Origin of the sequence: Bacteroides sp. MSK.20.12 (assembly GCF_019052435.1) — a bacterium.
Lineage (GTDB): Bacteria > Bacteroidota > Bacteroidia > Bacteroidales > Bacteroidaceae > Bacteroides > Bacteroides xylanisolvens.
Genome location: NZ_JAHQVH010000013.1, coordinates 16,676 through 39,854 on the forward strand (window position 1 = coordinate 16,676; position 23,179 = coordinate 39,854).

Consider the following 23,179-nt stretch of genomic DNA (forward strand, 5'->3'; position numbering starts at 1 on the left):
TCGAAATAGCTATTACCACCAAAGAGATGCTCATAAATGACTTTTGCATAAGAATCTATTTTTAAATTATTATTGTTCGGTTATTGTATTATTTATTTTGTTTCTCTGCTGTTACTGTTTGCCTTGCTGGCAAGAAGAATAGCTTCCGTCTCTTCTGCATCTTTATGGAGTTGCACTATTAACTCGTCGATACTGGAGAATTTCAGTTCGGGACGCGTCCGTTTTACAAAAGTAAGCCGGATGAATTTATCGTATATGTCCGAATGGAAGTGAAGGATATTCACCTCAATGGTCCGGTTGGGCCCATTATCAATCGTCGGGCGGACACCTATGTTCAGCATCCCCATATATGTCTTTTTATCGAATGTCACCCATACGGCATATACACCGTCCGCGGGGATCAGTTTATCAGGATCATCCACGCTTAAATTGGCCGTTGGAAAACCTATTTTGCGGCCTACCTGATAGCCGCCTACTACTATTCCATCCAGGAAATATTCATATTTCAGGCAATCGGCAGCCAAGTCTACTTCTCCTTGATGAAGAAGTTTGCGGATCAGGGAAGAACTTACCGGAACATTGGGTACGTTCTCTATTTCTATATTGCTGGTATATGCTTTGGCGCGGATCACTTCTATGCCAATTTCTTTCCCATAGCGTACATAATCCTCGAAACCTTCGCTGCGGTTGTGCCCAAAACGATGGTCATAGCCGATAGCCAGGTATTTTACCTGGTAACGTTCTTTTAACAGCTGCGTCATGAACTCTCGGGCAGTAAGCCGGGAAATTTCTGGAGTGAAATCAAGCATCAGACAGTAATCTACCCCGATGTTTGCCAGCAGCCTTATTTTTTCTTCCGGGGTAGTCAGAAGTTCCGGACGATAATTCGTGTTCATCACTTTGCGGGGATGAACGGGGAAAGTAACCAATGCAGAGCGTAGACCTTTGGCGGCGGCTATCTCTTTCACTTGCTGAATCAGATAGCGATGTCCTGCATGTACTCCATCAAAAAAACCGATGGTAGCTACACTGGGTTCCGGGTTAATAGCCGATGTGTCACGTATAATCTGCATATCTCTAAAATTATTTGCTGTTGAAAAGATGGCTCCAGTCTTCGCCTGCTTTTGCTGTATAAGTGATAATTCCTAAATTTTGCGCTGCCTTACAGTTCATCTCGGAATCATCGATGAAGAGTGTTTCTTTCGGCTCGATACCGGCATCCTCTATGATTGCCTTGAAGATCTCCGGTTCGGGCTTGGCCATTTTCATTTCAAAAGAGAGATATGTTTTCTCAAAATAGTCTTCCACCCTAAATGTGCGGTAGGGAAACAGATGAATACATGTCCAGTCCCAGTGGATTTGGTTGGTATTGCTCAATAAATAGACGACATATTTCTCACGTAATTTTAATAATAAATCAAGTTTGTGTGTCGGTATGTCTACTAAAAAACTATTCCAGGCTGCATCTATTTGTGTGTCGCTCACTGCTTTGCCTATCATTTTACGAACCCCGTCACGGAATTCGGCGGGGGTAATCAATCCTTTTTCCTGTTGCATCAGGAGTCCGTTCGGATTATGGATATCCAGTAGGTCCTCCACGTTCCGGAGCCCTAATTTCTGAAAGTTCTCAATGCAACGTTGGCGGTCGAGATTGATAAGTACACCACCCAAATCAATAAGAAGGTTTTTTATTCCTTTACTTTTCATTTCTGTTTTTTTTGTGAATAATACGTTGAACAAGGCGAATAAGTTCTCCAACCCATAACACCGTGGACGAAACGCCTATAATAAGAAGCCAGGTTTGCCAGTTGAGCGGCTCCGTACGGAATACAGCTCCACCGAACTGTACGATCAGGAATTGTCCGGCAAGAATAGCCAATACAATAAGTTCCATACCATACGATTTGGAAAGTCCCTTGAATGCCGAATCGGTAGTGCCGAATACACGGGCATTGAACAGATTCCAGAATTGCAGCATGACAAAGAAGGTGAAGAAAATGGTCAGGTTGTGTATATCCATACCTTCCGTGCTGTGGTCGAAATAATAAATCATTCCGAGCAGTACGATGAGGAAGATGGAGCCCACACCTAATATATTAGACCGCATTGCCTTACTGATAATAAAATCAGTGCTTCGACGGGGTTTCTCAAGCATCACGGTTTCGCTGGGCGGAATGGAAGCAAGTGCCAAAGCGGCAAAAGTGTCCATAATCAGGTTCACCCATAACATTTGTGTTACAGTCAGCGGAAGTTCCGTACCGATCACAGAACCTAACAAGACAATGAGCAGTGCTACGAAGTTGATCGTCAGCTGGAAAACAATGAAACGCTGGATATTCTTATACAGGGAGCGTCCCCACATAACGGCAGTTCCGATACTGTTGAAGGAGTCGTCGAGCAGGGTAATATCGCTGGCCTCTTTGGCAACAGAAGTACCTGTACCCATTGACAAACCTACTTGGGCATGATTCAAAGCCGGGGCGTCGTTGGTTCCGTCTCCGGTTACGGCTACGACTGCTCCTTTTTGCTGAAGCAGCTGTACCAGACGTTGCTTGTCAGTCGGGCGGGCGCGGGACATGATTTTTAAATCCATCACTCTATCCAATGCTTCTTCATCGCTCAATTCAGCAAATGCAACACCGGTGATTCGATTTCGTTCAGTATCTGTTTCGGGGTTCCAAAGACCTATCTGACGTGCGATTTCCGTTGCAGTTCCCGGAGTATCACCGGTCACGATCTTGATGCCGATACCTGCGGACTGGCATTTAGCAACCGCAGCAGGTACGTCCGGACGAATCGGGTCGGAGATGGCAACTACTCCCAAGAAATTCAGGTCGTTGGCTGAAACCAGTTCCGTACAATCGTTTGGCTCATTTTCTCCGACAATCTTGAATGCAAATCCAAGTGTGCGCATAGCCATATTCTGATAGCCCAACAGTTGTGCTTCTACTGTGGAACGATATTCTACGGCGTCCACTCGTCGTCCGTCCAAGACAACTTCTTTACACTTGCCCAAAACAATTTCCGGGGCTCCTTTTATATAGAGTATTTTTTTCCCGATCAGTGGCGACTCAACAAGGGTTGCCATGAATTTCCGTTCGGTAGAGAAAGTGAGTTGGTCGAGGATATGTGCTTTCTCGCGAAGTTCCAGATAATTTTTTCCCTGCTTGTTAAGCCAGAGTAATAAAGCTACTTCGGTGGGATTTCCTACTCCTTTCGGCTTCTCACCGGTCGTTGACTCTTCGAGGAAAGCGGTTGAGTTAGCGCTGATTCCTTCCGCAATGAGTGTGCTGATATCATCGTCGGACAAAACACTGCCATTTTTGATGCCGTAAAAATTAGGCTCGTGCACTTGCATCAGGTTTTGAGTCAGTGTACCGGTTTTATCCGTACAAATCACGGTGATGGCTCCCATTGTTTCGCAAGCATGCATTTTCCGCACCAGATTGTTGGTGGAAAGCATACGACGCATATTCAATGCCAGACTAAGCGTAACGCTCATTGGCAATCCTTCGGGCACAGCTACCACAATCAGCGTAACTGCCATCATAAAATATTTCAGTGTCCGTTCGAAAACAGGAAGCCACTCGTGCCATCCGTTCAGTGAACCGAAATCAAAGAATAACAATACGTCTTTGACAAAGAAAATAAGGAAAGCGAGACCGGCAACGGTAAAACCAATCTTTCCGATGAGGTTTGCGAGTTTGGTCAATTGTATGTTCAGCGGAGTAGGTTCGAGATTGTCTTCCGTGCTCTGTCGGGCTACTTTCCCGATTTCAGTAGCATCTCCCACATGCAGCACGCGCATGGTGCCGTGACCGTCTACCACTGTCGTTCCACGCATCACCAGATTGGAAGCATAAGTTGCTTCTTCATCAAAGTCAGCTTCTACAGTTGTTTTATTAATAACGGGTTCGCCTGTCAGATTAGATTCGTTTACTTGCAAAGAGATGGCTTCCAGTAATTCTCCATCGGCAGGAATTTCTTCACCCGTTTCCAGAATTACAATATCACCTACCACTATGTCTTTGCGGGGAATTTCCTGTACACGTCCGTTTCGGATCACTTTTACCAATGTTTCTTCATTGACTGCATTCAGCAGATCAAACTTTTTGCTGGCATCATACTCGAAAAAGAAACCGATTCCGGTGGCCAGTAAGATAGCTGCTATAATTCCGATTGTTTCAGCGTATTCGTTCTCGATGATGGAAATGATTAGCGAGAATACGGCTGCTACTAACAGTACGCGTACAACCGGGTCTTCAAATTTTTCCAGATAAAGTTTCCAGAGGGAAGGACGCTTGGGAGGTGTTAACAGGTTAATACCATTTTTCTCCCTGCTTTGTAGGACTTCGTCATCCGTAAGTCCTAAATGATAATAGTCATTTTTATTTGTACTCATGCAGATACATGCGTTTAGTTTGAACCGCAAAAATACAACATAAAATTGTGATAAATTGTTTAATTAAAACTTTTTATGAAGTCGAATTTGTTATCGTGGTTTACCACATGTGCGATAAGGAATTGTAAACCAGAATGTAGAACCTTCACCTTCTACGGAATCTGCACCGATCTGACCGCCTAGTTTGGCGACAATGGTTTGAGAAATAGAAAGTCCCAGGCCGGCTCCTTTCTTATCTTTGTTCAGTTTCACAAAGCGCTCGAAGACATCCGGTAGTTTTTCTGCCGGAATTCCGGCTCCGGTATCTTTTACATAAAAGTAAAGTTCAGTATCTCTTGCCTCATATCCGATGCGGATACTACCTTCATGGGTGAATTTAATGGCATTACCGGCAAAGTTGGAAAGCACCTGTGCCACCCGGTTGCGATCCGTTTGGATCATGCATGATGAACGAGACGGTTCTGCTATAATTTGTATATTTTCTCCGGCTTCATTGACTCTCATCTGGAAAAGTTGTTGTAAATCTGAAAGCAATAGATTGACGTCCACCGTTGTCTGTACAAATTCCAAGGTTCCGGCTTCGATTTTAGACATATCCAGAATGTCGTTGACCAACTGCATCAGAAGATCAGCATTCATTTTTATGATTTCCTGGTATTGAGCCTTCTCCTCTTCGGTACTTGCGCTGCCTAACACTTCTGCAAATCCGGTAATAGCGTTGAGAGGAGTACGGATCTCATGGCTCATATTAGCTAAAAAGGCAGATTTTGAAATATCCGCTTTTTCAGCTTTTTCTTTGGCTAGTCTCAATTCATTTTCGGCCTGTTTCCGTCGGGTGACGTCATGTACGGTGATAACCATATTCTCTTCTTCATTGAGAAGGAAGTAGGAGCCGGATATTACTGCGTCACATTCCACAGTCGTATTATCCGATGTGACTACGGATAAAGTTGCTTCGAGATCCGTGAAGTTCCGTCTCTGTTCGAAGGCCTGACGTATGGCAGTACGTATCGGACAGGAACCGCAGAAGCTATGTGTGCCGCAGCCTCCTTCGGCAGCCAATGCGTTACGGCATTGCAGCAGGTCGCCCACTCTTTTTTCTTCTGTTCCTTTTCTGGTTCCGGTTTTTTGGTAATAGTTGGTCTTCAGTACTTTAAAATCGTTATCTATTAGCAGAATAAAAGCATGTACATTCTTTAAAACGGCACCGGCGATATGGCTGGTACGTTCCAACTTTCTGGATTCACGGAACAATCGTTGTTGCATCCGTAGGCATTTCCTGCGTTCCCATAAAAAACTGATTAGTAGGACTGCGCATAAAACTATTAAAGTTGACAATAGTGCTATAAGCATAGTATAATATTGTTGTTTTAGCTTGATAATATGACTACAAAGATAGCTTTTTTCTTTAGTTTGGAAAATAGTGTTGAACAAATATCCAGCTATTTGTGTTATATTATTCAGAAAACCATTTAAAAATACGAACGTTATGAAAAAGTACATTTGCACGGTCTGTGAATATATTTACGACCCCGAACAAGGAGATCCGGAAAGCGGAATTGAACCAGGAACAGCCTTTGAAGACATTCCAGATGATTGGACTTGTCCGTTATGCGGAGTCGGCAAAGAAGATTTTGAACCGTACGAAGGATAAAACCAAGAGAGAGAATTATTTAAGAGGAGAATGGCCGGGTGTATAGATATATGCCCGGTCTTTTTTGTTTTTCTGGAGGATGATTTAAATTAAAAAGGAGAATCAGTAATGCTATGATAGACTGATTCTCCTTTTTTATCATTCAATTAAGCTCTATCAAGAAGCTTTTTTCTCTTTTACATCACTACTGGCTTCTACTACATTCACCACATAGTCACCTAGTTTTTCACATTCGGCGATAATATCCATGTAATAAACTCCCATCTGATAATCGTATTCTTTGTTGTTTACGTCCAGAATGTTCTGATTCTTCAGTTGGTTACGGTAGTTATTAATTTCATTCTCGATGTTGAAGGACTTATTGATGTCAATGTTCTGATGTTCCGGTTTTTCTACAACCACAATCATTTGAGCAAGTGCGTCGTTGGTCAGCTTCATCATGAGGTGGATATGTTCATATTGTTTCTCGGTAAAGTCCTGGTTGGTTTGGCGTTTCCGGTTGATGGTACGTGCCAGGTTATAACAGCTGTCACCGATACTTTCAATTTCCGTCACTTCACGCAACATGGCACGTATCTGTAGTTTACTTTCAGAACTTAACCGACCTTCAGATACTTGATTCAGGTAGTTGGCTATTTCAAGTTCCATGTTGTCGCTGATATTCTCATACTTCTCGATCCGGCTGAACAGCTTGTTGAAATCGTCATCCTTTTCTGTGTGTAGCAAATCCTGCACCATGCCGAACATCCGGTGTGTACGTTCTGCAAAAAGATGGATTTCTTTGCGTGCCTGAAGGATAGAAAGTTCAGCGGTAGAAAGCATACCACCGGTGATAAACCGCAAACGGGGCTCTTCGTCTTCTTCTTTGGGGTGGATAAGAGCACATACGGTACGTTCAATCAGTTTAACCGCCCATATCAGAATACATACATTACAGATATTGAAGATTGAGTGGAAAGCAGATAACTTGTAGGAGATGGCAACTTCCGGATTGTTACTTTGGAAAAAGGTATCTACTACCCAGTTTACCAGTTCCATGAAAGGATGGAAGACAATCAAGACCCAGATAACGCCGAACACGTTAAAAACAAAATGGGCCAATGCTGCCCGCTTAGCCTGTGTATTGGCTGTAAGTGCGGCAAGATTGGCCGTGATAGTGGTTCCGATGTTTTCTCCCAAAACAAGTGCTGCTCCCAGTTCCAGACTGATCCATCCGTTGGCGCACATAATCAATGTAATTGCCATGGTGGCGGCGGAGGCCTGTACAATCATCGTCAATATAGTACCGATGAGTAAGAACAGAATGATGGAGAAGAATCCCATGTCCGTGTAGTTCTGTACGAAGGCAAGCATTTCCGGGTTGGCGTTCAGGTCGGGCGCGTTTGCTTTCAGGTAAGAAAGCCCCATGAAAAGGAAAGAAAAACCGAAAATGAATTCACCGATGGACTTGCGGTTGCTTTTGCCGGAGAAGATGAGCGGGAGGGCGATGGCTAAGAGCGGAAGAGCGAAAGCAGCCATATCAACCTTAAATCCGAAAATTGAAATGATCCAGGCAGTCACGGTAGTACCGATATTAGCACCCATAATGACGCTGATGGATTCGGCAAGTGTGAGCAATCCGGCGTTTACGAAACTTACGACCATCACTGTCGTTGCTGAAGAAGACTGGATAAGAGCTGTTATCAACACTCCTGTTAAAACTCCCGTTACCCGATTGGTAGTCATTGCCGTTAGAATACTTCGCAATCTGTCACCCGCGACCTTTTGTAAACCCTCGCTCATAATCTTCATTCCGTAAAGGAAGAGTCCTAATGAGCCTATGAGCTTTAAAAAATCATAAAAAGAATATTCCATCTATAATATTTTTAATGGTTATTTGTTCTCTATCTGATTATAAGTATATTAGTCCCAAATTATTCACCTTTTAACGAACTCGATGAAACAGATGTTACAAATATGTTGCAAAAATAACAATATTTCCAAAGAATTCCCTATCGGAAGCTCACTTTTGGATATTTATTACGGTTTTAATCTTAATTTTCCTTATCAAGTAGTAAGTGCCAAGGTCAATAATCGTTCCGAGGGACTGAATTTCAGAGTTTATAATAATAAAGATGTAGAGTTTCTGGATGTGAGAGATCAGTCCGGTATGCGTACGTATGTCCGTTCGCTTTGTTTTGTCTTGTTTAAGGCTGTCACGGAACTGTTTCCCGACGGAAAATTGTTTGTAGAACATCCTGTTTCAAAAGGCTATTTCTGCAATTTGCGGATTGGCCGTCCCATCGAACTGGAAGATGTGACACGCATCAAGCAACGGATGCAGGAGATTATCGCGGAGAATATTTCCTATCATCGCATCGAATGTCATACGGCTGAAGCTGTGCGTGTTTTCAGCGAACGGGGAATGAATGATAAAGTGAGATTGCTGGAAACTTCCGGCTCGCTCTATACCTATTATTATACATTGGGTGATACCATTGATTATTATTATGGAAACCTGCTGCCCAGTACCGGATATCTTAAATTATTCGATATCGTGAAATATTACGATGGATTGCTTCTCCGGATTCCGAGCCGGGAAAACCCGAATGTGCTTGAAGATGTGGTGAAGCAGGAAAAAATGCTGGATGTCTTTAAAGAATATCTGAACTGGAGTTATATCATGGGGCTTAACAATGCCGGAGATTTTAACCTGGCCTGTGAAGAGGGGCATGCAACCGATCTGATAAATGTTGCAGAAGCACTGCAGGAGAAGAAAATAGCCCAGATAGCCGATACCATATTCCATCGTGGTGAAAACGGTAACCGGGTAAAACTGGTATTGATTGCCGGACCGTCTTCTTCGGGAAAGACAACTTTCAGTAAACGGCTTTCTATCCAGCTAATGACCAATGGACTGAAACCATTCCCGATCTCTTTAGATAATTACTTTGTGGATCGTGAAGAGACTCCTCTGGATGAAAACGGAAATTATGATTATGAATCACTGTATGCACTTGATTTGGAATTGTTCAACCAACAGTTGCAGGCACTCTTGCGCGGTGAAGAGGTCGAACTGCCTCGTTTTAATTTCTCTCTTGGCAAGAAGGAGTATAAAGGCGATAAACTGAAAATAGAAGATAATACAATTCTGATTCTGGAAGGTATTCATGCCCTGAACCCGGAACTGACACCACATATACCGGCTGAACGGAAATTCAAGATTTATGTTTCAGCATTAACCACCATCTCTTTGGATGACCATAACTGGATTCCAACAACTGATAACCGTCTGTTGCGTCGTATTATCCGTGACTTCAATTATCGGGGATATTCGGCACGTGAAACGATATCACGCTGGCCGAGTGTACGTGCTGGTGAAGATAAATGGATTTTTCCCTATCAGGAGAATGCTGACGTAATGTTTAATTCAGCGTTGCTTTTTGAGTTTGCAGTACTCCGTTTGCATGCCGAACCTATTCTGATGGGTGTCCCGCGCAACTGTCCTGAATATTGCGAAGCATACCGATTACTTAAGTTTATCAAATATTTTGTTCCAGTACAGGATAAGGAGATTCCGCCTACGTCCTTACTGCGCGAATTTTTGGGAGGTAGTAGCTTTAAATATTAAGTAGAAAAATTAGGATATATTCGTTATTTGTACTTCCTTTGCAAAAAATATGAATTACCTTTTGTTGTAGTAAAGTAAGAGAACGCAAGATAGACAATATTTGAATAGGATTCTTTAGGGGAGAATACTGTATAATGACTGTTATACTAAACTATAATATTGAACCTTTGGTTACTTTTGCTGTTATAAAAGGACTACATGCAACAAAAAAAATGTGAATATGATTTTTTATAATAGTCTTTTAGCAAAGTGGTTCTTGGGAAAAGGAAAGAAACACTATTTTATGTTAGGCTGGTTTTTCTTTACCCGGTATAAATATCTGGAAGTTTGGGAAGATATGGAGTTACGGATACATGCAAAGCAATATTGGGAATGCTTTTCTCTGACTCTGATACCAGCGTTGATTTTGTCATTACTGTTTTCATGGTGGTGTATGATACTACCATTTATAACTTATGACCTCCTTTATTGGTTTGAAAAGATCATCTACCACCATTCAATATTTAATTGGGAGGCGATAAAGCATAGCGGCGATACGCTTTATCTCCGAAAGAGAAAAGCGTATGCCTGGAAGAAAGGTTACGGGAAAAAAGAGTTGCCCGTATCCAGATGGAATGATTGATTCTTTATTTCAAATGCTTCTTTATCCAAAGCAGATGTCCATATTCTGTATCGTTGGAGGTCCAATGCTCATTAATAGGAGTAATCAGGGCTTCTTTCGGACAGTTTAGTACATTGTATACTATATAGCTGGTAGTCGGAGGACATATATCGTCATTGAATCCCCATGTTATATAGGTGTCTGCTTTTATCAATTTAGCAAAGTTCACTACATCATAATAGGCCATTGTCTTTATTTTTTCGGGGGTATCCATATCTACCGAATTTCTAAAGAAATGAGGATAGCCACCAGCACGTCCGGCTTTATAGCCTGCCATATCGCTTAATGCAGGATGATTGGCGACACAAGCTGTCACCCGTTCATCCAGTCCGGCAGCGATTAATGCCAGGGCGCCTCCCTGACTACCTCCTTGTGCGATTACATTTTTGCCATCCCATTCCGGCAGGGAAGTTAGAAAGTCGATACCGCGTACACAGGCCAGATATACCCGTTTCATATAATAATTATCACGACTGTCGAGCCCGTTGGTCAGATAGCCGTTTTCTCTGCCATTGAAAGCGTTGCTGATTTCTTTAAATTCTTCATCAGTCATTTCCGGATTCAGGCCGTGTATCTCGAATTCAAAACGGATGCATCCTTGCTCCGCATAATATTTATGGCGTAGAGGTTCTTTGATGGTTTTGATACCTGCTCCCGGAGGGCACAGGACAACCGGAAACTTTCCTTCTTTTTTCGGATAGAATAAATATCCGTAGACGCATTGCCCACGTTTGTTCAGTTGCAATTTTACGAGATAACAGTCTATTTTATCAGTGGAATATTTTTCGACATGTTCTTTGGTATACGTTAGGGGAAATTCCTTTTGTTCCGCTTTAGCCTTTTCCCAAAATTCCTTGAAATCGGAAGGCATGGTTGTATACGGACGAAGTTTTTCCGGTGAAAATCCTACTTTGATATGATGTGAATAGGTCTTTCCATCTACGGTTGCTTTCAGGCGGCAGTCGCGGAATCCCGGCTCTTTCATGGTGCCCACAGGAATCACAGCTCTGCCATTCTTTAAAGTTACACTTCCTTTTGTGTCGGCAACAGGCATCATATCACCACCTATTTCATAAGTGACGGTTACGTTATCCTTGGGGATACCGTATTTATAGAATTGTACTTCCACAGTTGCTTTTTCTCCCGTTTTATAAAGCCAGTCGGCGTGGTTGGGCACGGTGACCCAAAGCACATCGCTTTTATAAGGATAGTTTTCAGCTACGGCGGACAGCAAGGTAAGTGACAATAGCCATACAGATAAAAGTAGTCTTTTCATGGTGTTATTCATTGTTTTTATCTTAACGCTTCCACCTCTTCCGGTGTCAAAGGAATCTTTTTACCTAATCGGCGGGCGCCGGTTTCTGTAATCAGATAATCTTCCTCATTGCGGATACCACCGAAGTCCTTATAAGTTTCCACTACATCATAATTGATGAAATCGGTAAATTTCTTTTCTCCTTTCCACATGTCAATCAGTTCCGGAATAAAATAAATACCTGGTTCTACCGTGTGTACAAATCCCGGTTCCAACGGAATGGCGAGACGTTGCGATTTGCGACCGAACTGTGTGCTCTTCGGCTGGCCGTTATATCCTACCCATATCTCTCCTAGATTTTCCATATCGTGTACATCTAATCCCATCATGTGACCTAATCCGTGAGGATAAAATAACGCATGAGCACCTTCGCGGACCGCATCTTCCGTATTTCCTTTCATCAATCCGAGTGCCTTCATACCGTCTACCATGACACGGGCAGACAGTTCGTATACGTCCATATAAGGAATACCCGGACGGAGGGCTTTTACAGATTCCAGATGCATCGCATTCTGAATCTCGTATACTTCGCGCTGGCGGGCTGTAAGCTTTTTGTCGGCAGGAATAGTAGACGACATATCGCCTGCATAACCTGATTCTACTTCTGCGCCTGCATCGATTAGGAATAAATCACCCGGTTTTACTTTATTTCCATGATAGTGGTTGTGTAAAGTCTGTCCGTTGATAGTGGCAATGGTAGCAAACGAAAGCTGGCAGTTGTTAGATTCGGCCACCCGGTTCATTTCCGCTACCACTTCGTATTCATACATGCCCGGACGGAGCACTTTCATGGCGGTGATGTGCATATCGGCAGTTACATCGCAAGCCTTCTCTATTTCTACAATTTCTTCGGCAGATTTGTAATTACGTTGGGCGATAACGGCACGGATGAATGGAACAGAACCTTCCTGACGTGTAGGGGGAATACCCAACCAATCCATCAGTTTCAATTTATGCTCGGGACGGTAAGGCGGCAGATAATGAACCGCTTTCCCTTTCTGGACGCACTTGTGGAGATAGCTTGTAATTTCTGCGGACGGCATCAGATTTTTTACGCCCACACGTTCACATTTTTCGTGTAATGTAGGTTGTGATCCCATCCATACGATTGCGTCGATAGACAGTTCATCTCCAAAAATGATTTCTTTGTCTTCATCAATATCGATAATAGCCGAAAGGCCGGCGCATGAAAGTCCGAAATAATAAAGGAAAGTAGAATCCTGACGATAACGGAAGGTGTTATCCTCGTAGTTCAGTCCGCACTCGTCATTTCCGAGAAATAACAATACCCCGGAGCCTAAATTCTTTTTTAGCAGGGCTCTTCGCTGCATATACGTTTCTTTGGCAAACATATTGTCCTAATTTTTAAGTTCGTGCAACAAAGATAACGAATTTTGTGTTATAGGATTAAAAATTATCTCCCTAATCTGTGTAATCTCTCGTTAAAAAGTTACTTTTGTAGCGAGAAATAGTAGAAAGCAAAAACGAATATGGCACAAGGTTCCCGTCAAATACAATCTCAGGCGCAACAGCAGGTACAAACGCTCTCGCCCCAGCAGATTCTGGTCGTGAAACTGTTGGAGCTTCCCGCAGTAGAGCTGGAAGACCGTATCCATGCTGAACTGCTTGAAAATCCGGCACTTGAAGAAGGTAAAGAAGAAAACACTGCGGATGAGTATGCTGATTCCGACACTACGGAAGATGGCATGGATAGTGATGCCAACGATTATGATTCTTTGAGTGATTATCTGACTGAAGACGATATTCCCGATTATAAATTACAAGAAAACAACCGTTCGAAAGATGAACAGGCGGAGGATATTCCGTTCTCCGATTCCACTTCTTTTTATGAAATCCTGAAAGAACAGCTGCGTGAACGCAACCTGACTGAACATCAGTGTGACCTGGTGGAATATCTGATCGGTTCATTGGACGATGACGGACTGCTCCGTAAGTCATTGGAGAGCATCTGTGATGAACTGGCGATTTATGCCGGCATCGAATCGACAGAAGAAGAATTGGAGGAAGCACTCTGTATCTTGCAGGACTTTGATCCCGCTGGTATCGGTGCCCGTAGCCTTCAAGAATGTCTGTTGATACAGATTTGCCGGAAGAAGGATGAAGAGAAGAAGCCCAACCCGATACTGGAGCTGGAAGAACGTATCATCAGAGAGTGTTATGAAGAATTCACCCGTAAACACTGGGAGAAGATTATAAAGAAACTGGACATTGATGAAGAGACTTTCCAGGAAGCTCTTAATGAGATAACCAAGCTGAATCCCCGTCCGGGTGCTTCTTTGGGAGAAGCGATCGGCAGGAATCTCCAACAGATAGTTCCCGACTTTATCGTGGAAACGTATGATGACGGAACCATCAATATAAGCCTCAATAATCGTAATGTCCCCGAACTCCGTATGAGTCGCGACTTTACGGAAATGGTGGAAGAGCATACCAAAAACAGGGCTAATCAATCAAAAGAATCCAAAGAAGCGATGATGTTCCTGAAGCAGAAAATGGATGCGGCACAAGGATTTATCGATGCTGTGCGGCAGCGTCAGAATACCCTGATGACTACCATGCAGGCTATCATTGACTTACAACGTCCTTTCTTCTTGGAAGGAGACGAATCTCTGTTGAAACCGATGATTTTAAAAGATGTGGCCGAACGTACCGGACTGGACATTTCAACGATCTCCCGCGTGAGCAACAGTAAATATGTGCAGACAAATTACGGCATTTATCCGCTCAAGTTCTTTTTCAGTGATGGGTATACCACGGAGGACGGTGAAGAAATGTCTGTCCGTGAGATACGCAAGATTCTGAAAGAGTGTATTGATGGGGAGGACAAGAAGAAACCGCTGACAGATGATGAATTGGCGGACATCTTGAAAGAGAAAGGTTATCCCATTGCTCGTAGAACGGTAGCCAAATACCGTCAGCAGTTGAATATTCCGGTTGCGCGACTTCGAAAATGAGAACGAATATAAAGTATTAAGTATAAAGTATTAAGTATTAGTGCTGATGGACAGAGAGAGAGAACATATCATAGCGGATAAGACAATGTTGCAGGTGGCGAGAGCTACTTCGATGGTCTTTACTCCATTTTCTATTCCGTTTTTATCGTTTCTGGTGTTATTCCTGTTTTCTTATCTTCGTATCATGCCGATACAATATAAGTTGATCGTGTTGGGAATTGTTTACTGCTTTACCATACTGACACCTACCATTACCATTTTCCTGTTTCGTAAAATCAATGGCTTTGCCCGTCAGGAGTTGAGTGAGCGCAAGAAACGTTATGTACCGATTCTGCTGACTATCATCTCGTATGTGTTCTGCCTGTTGATGATGCGCCGGCTGAATATACCTTGGTATATGACAGGTATCATCCTCGTTTCTTTGGTAGTATCTATTATCTGCATTGCAGTGAATTTGAAATGGAAATTGAGTGAACACATGGCAGGAATAGGCGGAGTGATCGGCGGACTGGTTTCTTTCAGTGCTTTGTTCGGTTACAATCCGGTCGGATGGTTATGCCTGTTTATATTGATTGCCGGTATATTAGGTTCTGCACGAATTGTATTGGGACATCACACGTTGGGTGAGGTGCTTTCCGGTTTTGCGGTTGGTTTGATATGTGCCCTTTTGGTACTTCATCCGGTGAGCAACATCTTATTTCGAGTATTTTTATTTTAAAACAGTATAAATCCTAAAAACTAATTATTATGAACTTTCCACAGAATTTGAAGTACACGAACGAACACGAATGGATTCGCGTTGAAGGAGACATTGCATACGTAGGTATCACTGATTATGCTCAAGAACAATTGGGTGATATCGTGTTCGTAGACATACCGACTGTTGGTGAAACGTTGGAAGCTGGTGAGACATTCGGAACCATCGAAGTAGTGAAAACAATTTCCGATCTTTTCCTGCCTGTAGCAGGTGAAGTGATGGAACAAAATGAAGCATTGGAAGAAAATCCGGAACTGGTTAATAAAGATCCGTATGGCGAAGGTTGGTTGATTAAAGTGAAACCGACAGACCTGAAAGCCGTTGAGGACCTGCTGGATGCCGAAGCATACAAAGCTGTGGTAAACGGATAATTCTTACCTCACTTTAAATTGTAAATAGTAAATCGTAAAATAGTAAATCAAAATGACTCCAATTGTAAGTATTATCATGGGTAGCACGTCCGACCTTCCTGTTATGGAGAAGGCTGCGCAACTGCTGAATGATATGCATGTACCGTTCGAAATGAACGCGCTTTCTGCTCACCGCACGCCTGAAGCTGTGGAAGAGTTTGCAAAGAATGCCCGCAACCGTGGCATTAAAGTTATTATCGCCGCTGCCGGAATGGCTGCCGCCCTTCCCGGTGTAATTGCAGCCAACACTACACTGCCGGTGATCGGGGTACCCGTAAAAGGCTCCGTGCTCGATGGTGTAGACGCGCTTTATTCTATCATCCAGATGCCTCCGGGCATTCCTGTGGCAACGGTTGCTATAAACGGAGCGATGAATGCCGCTATCCTTGCCATTCAGATGTTGGCATTGAGTGACGAGAAATTGGCAGAAGCTTTTGCTGCTTACAAAGAAGGACTGAAAAAGAAAATCGTAAAAGCAAACGAAGAACTGAAAGAAGTTAAGTTTGAATATAAAACAAACTAATGTGATTTACGATTTGACAATTTACGATTGGCGATTGAAATATCTTCGTAAATCGTATGTTGTCTTTGCACGTTGTCTTTGCATATTGCGCAGAAAGTGTTTTCAGTCATCAAATCATATATCGTAAATCATAAATCATAAATCAAAATGGTTGATCTATTCAATTATTTTCGAAGAGAAACCACAGAAGTAAATATTGGGGCTGTGCCGTTGGGCGGCCCCAATTCTATTCGTGTCCAGTCGATGACAAACACGTCTACGCAGGACACACAGGCTTGTGTGGAACAGGCGAAACGTATTGTTGATGCAGGTGGCGAGTATGTCCGCCTCACAACGCAGGGTATCAAGGAAGCGGAGAATCTGATGAATATCAATATCGGACTACGCAGTCAGGGATATATGGTTCCATTGGTTGCCGATGTGCATTTCAATCCGAAAGTGGCGGATGTAGCTGCTCAATATGCGGAAAAGGTGCGCATCAATCCGGGAAACTATGTAGATGCTGCGCGTACTTTTAAGAAACTGGAATATACAGACGAGGAGTATGCGCAGGAAATACAGAAAATCCATGACCGGTTTGTCCCGTTCCTGAATATCTGTAAGGAGAATCACACTGCGATCCGGATCGGTGTGAATCATGGCTCTTTGTCCGATCGCATCATGTCACGCTATGGTGATACTCCCGAAGGAATGGTGGAATCCTGTATGGAATTCCTTCGTATCTGTGTAGCGGAGAACTTCACAGATGTGGTGATTTCTATCAAAGCCTCCAATACCGTGGTAATGGTGAAAACCGTTCGTCTGTTGGTGGACGTCATGGAAAAAGAGGGGATGGCTTTCCCATTACACCTCGGAGTGACAGAAGCCGGAGACGGAGAGGACGGGCGTATCAAGTCGGCTCTCGGCATCGGAGCATTGTTGAGCGACGGGTTGGGCGATACCATCCGCGTATCTTTGAGTGAAGCACCCGAAGCTGAAATTCCGGTGGCCCGTAAATTGGTGGATTATGTTCTATTGAGGCAGGAGCATCCTTATATTCCGGGATTGGAGGCGCCTGAATTTAACTATCTGTCTCCTGAACGCCGGAAGACAAAAGCGGTCCGTAATATCGGAGGCGAACATGTGCCCGTAGTCATTGCCGACCGCATGGACGGAAAGACAGAAGTAAATCCGCAATTCACTCCGGACTATATTTATGCCGGAAGAGCCTTGCCCGAACAACGGGAAGAAGGCGTGGAATATATTCTTGATGCGGACGTATGGCAAGGAGAGGCCGGAACCTGGCCTGCTTTCAATCATGCGCAACTACCATTGATGGGGGAATGTGATGCAGCGCTTAAATTCCTGTTTATACCCTATATGGCCCAAACAGATGAAGTGATAGCCTGTTTGAAGTACCACCCGGAAGTGGTAATCATCTCTCAAAGCAACCATCCGAACCGTTTGGGTGAGCACCGTGCATTGGTGCATCAGCTAATGACGGAAGGTTTGCAGAATCCGGTTGTCTTCTTCCAGCATTATGCGGAAGATGATGCGGAGAATTTGCAGATAAAATCCGCAGCCGATATGGGAGCCTTGATCTTTGACGGTCTTTGCGATGGTATCTTCCTGTTCAATCAGGGCAGTTTGAGCCATGCCGTTGTCGACGCTACTGCTTTCGGAATCTTGCAGGCCGGACGTACCCGTACCTCTAAGACAGAATACATATCCTGTCCCGGTTGCGGCCGTACGCTTTACGACTTGGAGAAAACAATCGCCCGTATCAAGGCAGCCACTTCACATTTGAAAGGCTTGAAGATTGGCATTATGGGCTGTATCGTGAATGGTCCCGGTGAGATGGCGGATGCTGACTACGGTTATGTAGGAGCAGGACGGGGCAAAATCAGTCTTTATAAAGGCAAGGTGTGTGTAGAAAAGAATATTCCTGAAGAAGAGGCGGTAGAACGACTCCTGGAGTTTATCCGGACAGATCGGGAAGAAAACCAACAATGATAATTGGGCACGGAATACAGGTGATGGGGACTGATCTCATAGAAAACCTGTCATCCGTGCCTAACTTTCATGATGAGGATTCTACGGCGACCGGTAACGAGTGCCATTCTTGAACTTTCCTCAAATGCCAATTGCTGAATTCGTTTTAGCTCTTTTAGTTCTTCTTCTCTATTATAGAACCTCATAGTCAGTGAATTATATTAGTAACTGTGGTTACTGTAACCACGGTTACAAAGATGTTTATTCTGAAGGGAACAGCAAACTTTTTCTTTCTTTTATAAATTCTTTACCCTTTCCAATTAAAAATTTTATGATCGTTTCTATTGATTTGTACCAGTCTTATTGTCAAACTGTCAGGATGATATTTAAGTATTTGAATAGCAGTATTATATCACCTGACAATAGATGCTGACAATAGGCTGACAATAAAATATATCTACTTTTACTGTCAGCCTTATTTTTATCTCTTATGATCCTTTTATGACTTGATAAATAATAGTCTTAGAAGCATGTTCTGAAGTAATGTTGCATTTTAATAACAGCCTCCCAAAGTGATATCTACCTATATAGTTCCATTAACGTGCCTATGTAGTTGCCCTAGAGTGTCAGTATAGTTCTACTGAAGTACCGCTATCTTTACTTTGTCACGGCCGTGGTGACTTCTTCCCACAGCCGTGACGAGTTCCTACCACGGCCGTGGAAAGATCTCGTCACGGCCGTGGAGAGTTAACAATACTGATGCTTTAATGTAACAATACCTACTTGTTAAGTGAAAGATACCAGCTATATATCATTCATTTAATAGGGGGATTCATTTTAAAAAGCTGCTTTCTATGTGGATGGTATGGTTACTGCAGGCGATGATGTCCTTCGGGTGCATCCTGCCCCAAAGCAATCAAATAACAGGCTGACAATAAAAGTTCTAATTTTTTATTGTCAGCCTATTGTCATGGCTTATTGTCAGCATGTAAACCGATGATAATCATTATACTATTGGGGAAAAACTTTGGTTGACAATAAGAATCATCAAATTTATATGTAGGCCTAATGTCTGTCTTTCCAATAGTACACATCTTTACAAAAATAGAGGGGAACTCTTGGATGAATCCATTTGTTCCCCTCGAGGGTATTGCTAGCCTTTACCTCTTATATTTTCAAAGGCAAGTAGCAACATCTAAATGTTACGTTTTCGACTTTGCAGTCGTTCGGGTGTCGCTCCATCCGAATTGACTTGCCTTTGTGGTTATTATTAACTTGTTGTTTTACACCTACCGTAAATTTATAGGCACAAAAAAAGCGGAGAGCATTTGCCTATCCGCCAGAGAGGGAGTCCAAGCCCTAAACACACAAACAGGAAACACTCCCCGCATATTGCAAGGAGCATTTATCTGCTTCTCTGTGTGTTTGGAATTTTTGGACTTTTCACTGGCACAGAAATCAGCTAAACGCTTTTTTTTCTTAAAACAAACAATACAGTCGCGCTACGACTGATTGTGCAAAGATAACAATTAATTAAGTTATACAGTCTTTCATCCTATGTTTTTTCTCTGTGCAGAGTGTTTTTGTTCTATGTTCCATAAAATCGTTTGAAATAGTCTGGTTCCCTTGCTATGACTATATCTCATAAGATTCATATCGTTTATTTTTTATATTTTTACTAAACATCTCGGAGTTATACGAATTATTGTTATTTTTGCCTCACATAATTTCTAAACAATAATTAAATTATTTATTCGTATGAAAAAGGCCTTGTTATTGTTCGCTCTAGTAGCGATAAGCGTAGTGAGTATCAATGCTCAAGACAACCTGAAATGGGGTGTGATGGCAGGTATGAATGTTAGTAAATACACCATTACAGGTTTTGACAGCAGGATAGGTTTTCACGCAGGAGTTAAAGCAGAAGTGGGATTGTCGCAGGATGCGAATGGTAGTGGTGCCTATATGGATTTCGCTGCATTGTTGACATTGAAAGGTGCTAAAGTTGATGGCGGATCACTTGCAAGCATAACATTTAATCCATACTATCTGGAAGTACCAGTACGTGTAGGATATAAATATGCAGTGAATGATGATTTCTCATTATTTGGTAGTGTAGGTCCTTATATTGCTGTCGGACTGTTTGGAAAAGCAAAAGCGAAAGTGGACGGTGATTATTTTGATTTTGATGAAATAGGAGGCAATTCTGCATCCGAAGATATATTTGGCGACGATGGTCTGAAACGATTCGACCTCGGTCTTGGACTGAAAGCCGGAGTTGAGTTCAGTAAGAAATATCAGGTTGCCATAAGCTATGATTTCGGACTTGTTGAGGTAATCAAAGAAGTAGGAATGAAGAACAGAAACCTGATGATCTCATTGGGATATATGTTCTAAAACCGATTTTGCAACTTTGTTGCATAAATCATTTGCTACCTTTGCATCAACTAAATGATGAATGTTATGGGACATTGTAGTTGTGGCGCTCACTCATGCGCAGCAGAAAAAAAGGTTGATGCAAAGGTTTCGGTATTCCATGAATATGGGAAAGTGATATTCTCTCTCCTGCTGCTGGCAGGTGGAATAATCATGAATGCTCTTGATTTAGCATTCTTCCGTGAAGGATATGTTTCTTTGATATGGTATATCGTAGCCTATCTTCCGGTAGGAATTCCGGTGATGAAAGAAGCCTGGGAAAGCATCAGGGGAAAAGACTATTTCAGTGAGTTCACCCTAATGGTTATTGCTACTTTGGGAGCTTTCTATATTGGCGAATATCCGGAAGGCGTAGCCGTGATGCTATTTTATACAGTAGGAGAACTGTTTCAGGGTAAAGCGGTAGATAAAGCCAAACGTAATATCGGAGCCTTATTGGACGTAAGACCCGAAAAAGCACTGGTACTTAGAGAGGGTAATCTTGTTACTGAAAGTCCTAAAAAGATAAAAGTCGGTGAAATCATAGAAATAAAGGCAGGTGAGCGAGTGCCATTGGATGGAATCATGCAGAATGAAGTTGCCGCCTTTAATACAGCCGCATTAACGGGCGAAAGCGTGCCTCGTAATATTCGGAAAGGGGAGGAAGTGCTTGCCGGAATGATTGTAACAGACAAGGTAATCCGACTTGAAGTGACGAGACCTTTTGACAAGAGCGCACTCGCCCGAATATTGGAACTAGTTCAGAATGCCGCCGAACGCAAAGCTCCGGCAGAATTGTTTATTCGCAAGTTTGCCCGTGTTTACACACCGATTGTTATCATACTGGCCGTATTAATTGTATTGTCTCCATTTGTCTATTCACTTATCAATCCTGCATTTGTATTCACATTTAATGATTGGTTATACAGAGCTTTGGTCTTTTTGGTGATTTCATGTCCATGCGCATTGGTGGTTAGTATTCCATTAGGCTATTTTGGTGGTATCGGAGCGGCATCCCGATTGGGTATTTTATTCAAGGGCGGTAATTATCTGGACGCTATCATTAAGATCAATACGGTGGTATTCGATAAAACAGGAACCCTGACAAAAGGAACCTTTGACGTGCAGGCTTGTAAAAGTGCAGGCGATATTTCGGAAGAAGAATTAGTGAAACTGATTGCTTCGGTAGAAAGTGATAGCACACATCCGATTGCCAAGGCTGTTGTGAATTATGCGAAAGAACGAAATATTGAACGCGTAACCGTTACCGATACGAAAGAATATGCCGGCTTCGGATTGGAAGCAACGGTAGACGGAATACCGGTTCTGGTTGGTAATTGCCGGTTACTGTCCAAGTTTGATATATCCTTTCCGCAAGAATTGTTGAAGATGACAGATACCATTGTAGTCTGTGCTGTTGGAAACCGTTATGCCGGTTATCTGTTGTTGGCTGATGCCTTGAAAGAAGACGCAAAGGTAGCTATTGACCGCTTAAAAGCTTTAAATATTGAAAACATACAGATATTATCCGGTGATAAACAGAGTATTGTTACTAACTTTGCGGAGAAGCTCGGCATATCGAAAGCCTATGGCGACTTGCTTCCGGAAGGGAAAGTGAAACACTTGGAAGAATTGCGGCAGGATGAGGCAAACCGGATTGCATTTGTCGGCGATGGAATGAATGATGCACCGGTGCTCGCTTTAAGTCACGTTGGTATTGCTATGGGCGGATTGGGCAGTGATGCAGCCATTGAAACAGCCGATGTCGTGATACAGACAGATCAGCTGTCGAAAGTAGCCGAAGCTATCAAAGTTGGAAGGTTGACACGAAGAATCATTTGGCAGAATGTATCACTGGCATTTGGAGTGAAATTGCTTGTATTGATTTTGGGAGCCGGTGGAATCGCTACTCTTTGGGAAGCTGTTTTCGCAGATGTAGGCGTTGCGTTGCTTGCCATAATGAACGCCGTCAGAATACAGAAAATGATAAAGTAGGAGAAAGATGGAAGAAGATATTTATTTGGATAAGCTGGTCAGAAGAGACATTAAGCCAACTGCAATAAGGCTCTTGGTGATAAAAGAGATGATGCAGGCAGAGCGTGCAGTGTCATTGCTTGACCTCGAAACATTGCTCGACACAGTTGATAAATCGACCATATCCCGTACCATCGCTCTCTTCTTGTCTCATCACCTCATACATAGCATAGACGATGGAAGCGGTTCGTTGAAGTATGCCGTTTGTGACAACTCTTGCAATTGTGTGGTACAGGATTTACATTCGCATTTTTATTGTGAGAAATGTCATCGGACATTCTGCCTGGAAGGTACCCATATCCCGGTGATTGATTTGCCTGAAGGATTTACTTTGCATAGCATTAATTATGTCCTTAAAGGGATTTGTCAGGAATGTTCTTCTGTGGGAATGACATTGGCAATGAAATAAAAAAGACCGAAACCCGGAACGATAAAAAGATCGTCAGGTTTCGGCC

Annotated in this window: 18 protein-coding genes; 11 read left to right on the plus strand and 7 right to left on the minus strand. The window is 42.9% G+C overall.

All coding sequences use genetic code 11. From position 1 onward, the window contains the following. Window positions 1–92: 92 nt before the first annotated feature. The 4 genes from ribF to KTR06_RS08930 all read right to left on the minus strand — a co-directional run bounded on the left by ribF (window position 93) and on the right by KTR06_RS08930 (window position 5,668). Window positions 93–1,073, minus strand: coding sequence for a riboflavin biosynthesis protein RibF (gene ribF, locus KTR06_RS08915; RefSeq protein WP_217290233.1), 981 nt, complete (start codon window positions 1,071–1,073; stop codon window positions 93–95). A 10-nt stretch (window positions 1,074–1,083) separates the two neighbouring features. Continuing rightward, window positions 1,084–1,707 (minus strand): HAD family phosphatase, encoded by a 624-nt coding sequence (locus KTR06_RS08920; RefSeq protein WP_049701204.1) that lies wholly within the window; start codon window positions 1,705–1,707, stop codon window positions 1,084–1,086. Then, window positions 1,697–4,402, minus strand: coding sequence for a calcium-translocating P-type ATPase, PMCA-type (locus tag KTR06_RS08925; protein ID WP_008644963.1), 2,706 nt, complete (start codon window positions 4,400–4,402; stop codon window positions 1,697–1,699). The genes KTR06_RS08920 and KTR06_RS08925 overlap by 11 nt, the downstream gene beginning before the upstream one ends. 90 nt (window positions 4,403–4,492) lie before the next feature. Further along, entirely contained in the window at window positions 4,493–5,668 is a 1,176-nt protein-coding gene (locus KTR06_RS08930) for a HAMP domain-containing sensor histidine kinase (RefSeq protein WP_117684708.1), read from the minus strand. A gap of 223 nt (window positions 5,669–5,891) precedes the next feature. Here KTR06_RS08930 and rd point away from each other — a divergent pair, with 223 nt between their 5' ends. Next, window positions 5,892–6,056: a rubredoxin gene (gene rd / locus KTR06_RS08935; RefSeq protein ID WP_004306971.1), complete on the plus strand. Its 165-nt coding sequence runs from the start codon at window positions 5,892–5,894 to the stop codon at window positions 6,054–6,056. Between the two features lie 156 nt (window positions 6,057–6,212). On the opposite strand, the gene KTR06_RS08940 is transcribed toward rd, so the two are convergent. Continuing rightward, complete coding sequence (locus KTR06_RS08940; protein WP_008644967.1) at window positions 6,213–7,910, minus strand: Na/Pi cotransporter family protein; 1,698 nt, start codon at window positions 7,908–7,910, stop codon at window positions 6,213–6,215. An 82-nt stretch (window positions 7,911–7,992) separates the two neighbouring features. On the opposite strand from KTR06_RS08940, the gene KTR06_RS08945 reads away from it, so the two are divergent. Together KTR06_RS08945 and KTR06_RS08950 are read left to right on the plus strand one after the other, a co-directional pair. Further along, window positions 7,993–9,666 carry a nucleoside kinase gene (locus tag KTR06_RS08945; RefSeq protein ID WP_008016291.1) on the plus strand — a complete coding sequence of 558 codons (1,674 nt, stop codon included), beginning with the start codon at window positions 7,993–7,995 and terminating at the stop codon, window positions 9,664–9,666. A 220-nt stretch (window positions 9,667–9,886) separates the two neighbouring features. Next, entirely contained in the window at window positions 9,887–10,288 is a 402-nt protein-coding gene (locus tag KTR06_RS08950) for a hypothetical protein (protein WP_008026182.1), read from the plus strand. Between the two features lie 4 nt (window positions 10,289–10,292). Here KTR06_RS08950 and KTR06_RS08955 read toward each other — a convergent pair whose 3' ends face one another. Together KTR06_RS08955 and KTR06_RS08960 are read right to left on the minus strand one after the other, a co-directional pair. Next, window positions 10,293–11,603, minus strand: a complete 1,311-nt coding sequence (locus KTR06_RS08955) for an acetylxylan esterase (RefSeq protein ID WP_217290234.1) — start codon at window positions 11,601–11,603, stop codon at window positions 10,293–10,295. Between the two features lie 17 nt (window positions 11,604–11,620). Next, complete coding sequence (locus KTR06_RS08960; protein WP_217290235.1) at window positions 11,621–12,994, minus strand: aminopeptidase P family protein; 1,374 nt, start codon at window positions 12,992–12,994, stop codon at window positions 11,621–11,623. A 138-nt stretch (window positions 12,995–13,132) separates the two neighbouring features. Here KTR06_RS08960 and rpoN point away from each other — a divergent pair, with 138 nt between their 5' ends. The 8 genes from rpoN (at window position 13,133) to KTR06_RS09000 (ending at window position 23,133) form a co-directional block, all read left to right on the plus strand. After that, window positions 13,133–14,617, plus strand: coding sequence for an RNA polymerase factor sigma-54 (gene rpoN / locus KTR06_RS08965; protein ID WP_049701192.1), 1,485 nt, complete (start codon window positions 13,133–13,135; stop codon window positions 14,615–14,617). Between the two features lie 46 nt (window positions 14,618–14,663). Then, a complete protein-coding gene (locus tag KTR06_RS08970; RefSeq protein ID WP_004316578.1) occupies window positions 14,664–15,335 on the plus strand; it encodes a hypothetical protein in 672 nt (223 codons plus the stop codon). A 29-nt stretch (window positions 15,336–15,364) separates the two neighbouring features. Further along, the gene (gcvH, locus tag KTR06_RS08975; RefSeq protein ID WP_008026188.1) at window positions 15,365–15,745 is read left to right on the plus strand and encodes a glycine cleavage system protein GcvH; all 381 of its coding nucleotides are present in this window, start codon (window positions 15,365–15,367) and stop codon (window positions 15,743–15,745) included. 52 nt (window positions 15,746–15,797) lie between these two features. After that, the gene (purE, locus tag KTR06_RS08980) at window positions 15,798–16,307 is read left to right on the plus strand and encodes a 5-(carboxyamino)imidazole ribonucleotide mutase (RefSeq protein ID WP_004296231.1); all 510 of its coding nucleotides are present in this window, start codon (window positions 15,798–15,800) and stop codon (window positions 16,305–16,307) included. A 147-nt stretch (window positions 16,308–16,454) separates the two neighbouring features. Then, on the plus strand, window positions 16,455–18,299 hold the full coding sequence (locus tag KTR06_RS08985) for a 4-hydroxy-3-methylbut-2-en-1-yl diphosphate synthase (protein ID WP_008026191.1): 1,845 nt from the start codon (window positions 16,455–16,457) through the stop codon (window positions 18,297–18,299). A gap of 1,737 nt (window positions 18,300–20,036) precedes the next feature. Then, entirely contained in the window at window positions 20,037–20,672 is a 636-nt protein-coding gene (locus KTR06_RS08990; RefSeq protein WP_004314984.1) for a porin family protein, read from the plus strand. Window positions 20,673–20,738: 66 nt separating this feature from the next. Continuing rightward, entirely contained in the window at window positions 20,739–22,685 is a 1,947-nt protein-coding gene (locus tag KTR06_RS08995; RefSeq protein WP_217290236.1) for a heavy metal translocating P-type ATPase, read from the plus strand. A 7-nt stretch (window positions 22,686–22,692) separates the two neighbouring features. Next, window positions 22,693–23,133, plus strand: coding sequence for a Fur family transcriptional regulator (locus KTR06_RS09000; RefSeq protein WP_004314986.1), 441 nt, complete (start codon window positions 22,693–22,695; stop codon window positions 23,131–23,133). The last annotated feature ends 46 nt before the right edge of the window (window positions 23,134–23,179 follow it).

Bases quoted from the DNA above. Each gene is read 5' to 3' on its own strand.
- ribF (WP_217290233.1), bottom strand. From the start codon at position 1,073: ATGCAGATTATACGTGACACATCGGCTATTAACCCGGAACCCAGTGTA.
- KTR06_RS08920 (WP_049701204.1), bottom strand. From the start codon at position 1,707: ATGAAAAGTAAAGGAATAAAAAACCTTCTTATTGATTTGGGTGGTGTA.
- KTR06_RS08925 (WP_008644963.1), bottom strand. From the start codon at position 4,402: ATGAGTACAAATAAAAATGACTATTATCATTTAGGACTTACGGATGAC.
- KTR06_RS08930 (WP_117684708.1), bottom strand. From the start codon at position 5,668: ATGCAACAACGATTGTTCCGTGAATCCAGAAAGTTGGAACGTACCAGC.
- rd (WP_004306971.1), top strand. From the start codon at position 5,892: ATGAAAAAGTACATTTGCACGGTCTGTGAATATATTTACGACCCCGAA.
- KTR06_RS08940 (WP_008644967.1), bottom strand. From the start codon at position 7,910: ATGGAATATTCTTTTTATGATTTTTTAAAGCTCATAGGCTCATTAGGA.
- KTR06_RS08945 (WP_008016291.1), top strand. From the start codon at position 7,993: ATGAAACAGATGTTACAAATATGTTGCAAAAATAACAATATTTCCAAA.
- KTR06_RS08950 (WP_008026182.1), top strand. From the start codon at position 9,887: ATGATTTTTTATAATAGTCTTTTAGCAAAGTGGTTCTTGGGAAAAGGA.
- KTR06_RS08955 (WP_217290234.1), bottom strand. From the start codon at position 11,603: ATGAAAAGACTACTTTTATCTGTATGGCTATTGTCACTTACCTTGCTG.
- KTR06_RS08960 (WP_217290235.1), bottom strand. From the start codon at position 12,994: ATGTTTGCCAAAGAAACGTATATGCAGCGAAGAGCCCTGCTAAAAAAG.
- rpoN (WP_049701192.1), top strand. From the start codon at position 13,133: ATGGCACAAGGTTCCCGTCAAATACAATCTCAGGCGCAACAGCAGGTA.
- KTR06_RS08970 (WP_004316578.1), top strand. From the start codon at position 14,664: ATGGACAGAGAGAGAGAACATATCATAGCGGATAAGACAATGTTGCAG.
- gcvH (WP_008026188.1), top strand. From the start codon at position 15,365: ATGAACTTTCCACAGAATTTGAAGTACACGAACGAACACGAATGGATT.
- purE (WP_004296231.1), top strand. From the start codon at position 15,798: ATGACTCCAATTGTAAGTATTATCATGGGTAGCACGTCCGACCTTCCT.
- KTR06_RS08985 (WP_008026191.1), top strand. From the start codon at position 16,455: ATGGTTGATCTATTCAATTATTTTCGAAGAGAAACCACAGAAGTAAAT.
- KTR06_RS08990 (WP_004314984.1), top strand. From the start codon at position 20,037: ATGAAAAAGGCCTTGTTATTGTTCGCTCTAGTAGCGATAAGCGTAGTG.
- KTR06_RS08995 (WP_217290236.1), top strand. From the start codon at position 20,739: ATGGGACATTGTAGTTGTGGCGCTCACTCATGCGCAGCAGAAAAAAAG.
- KTR06_RS09000 (WP_004314986.1), top strand. From the start codon at position 22,693: ATGGAAGAAGATATTTATTTGGATAAGCTGGTCAGAAGAGACATTAAG.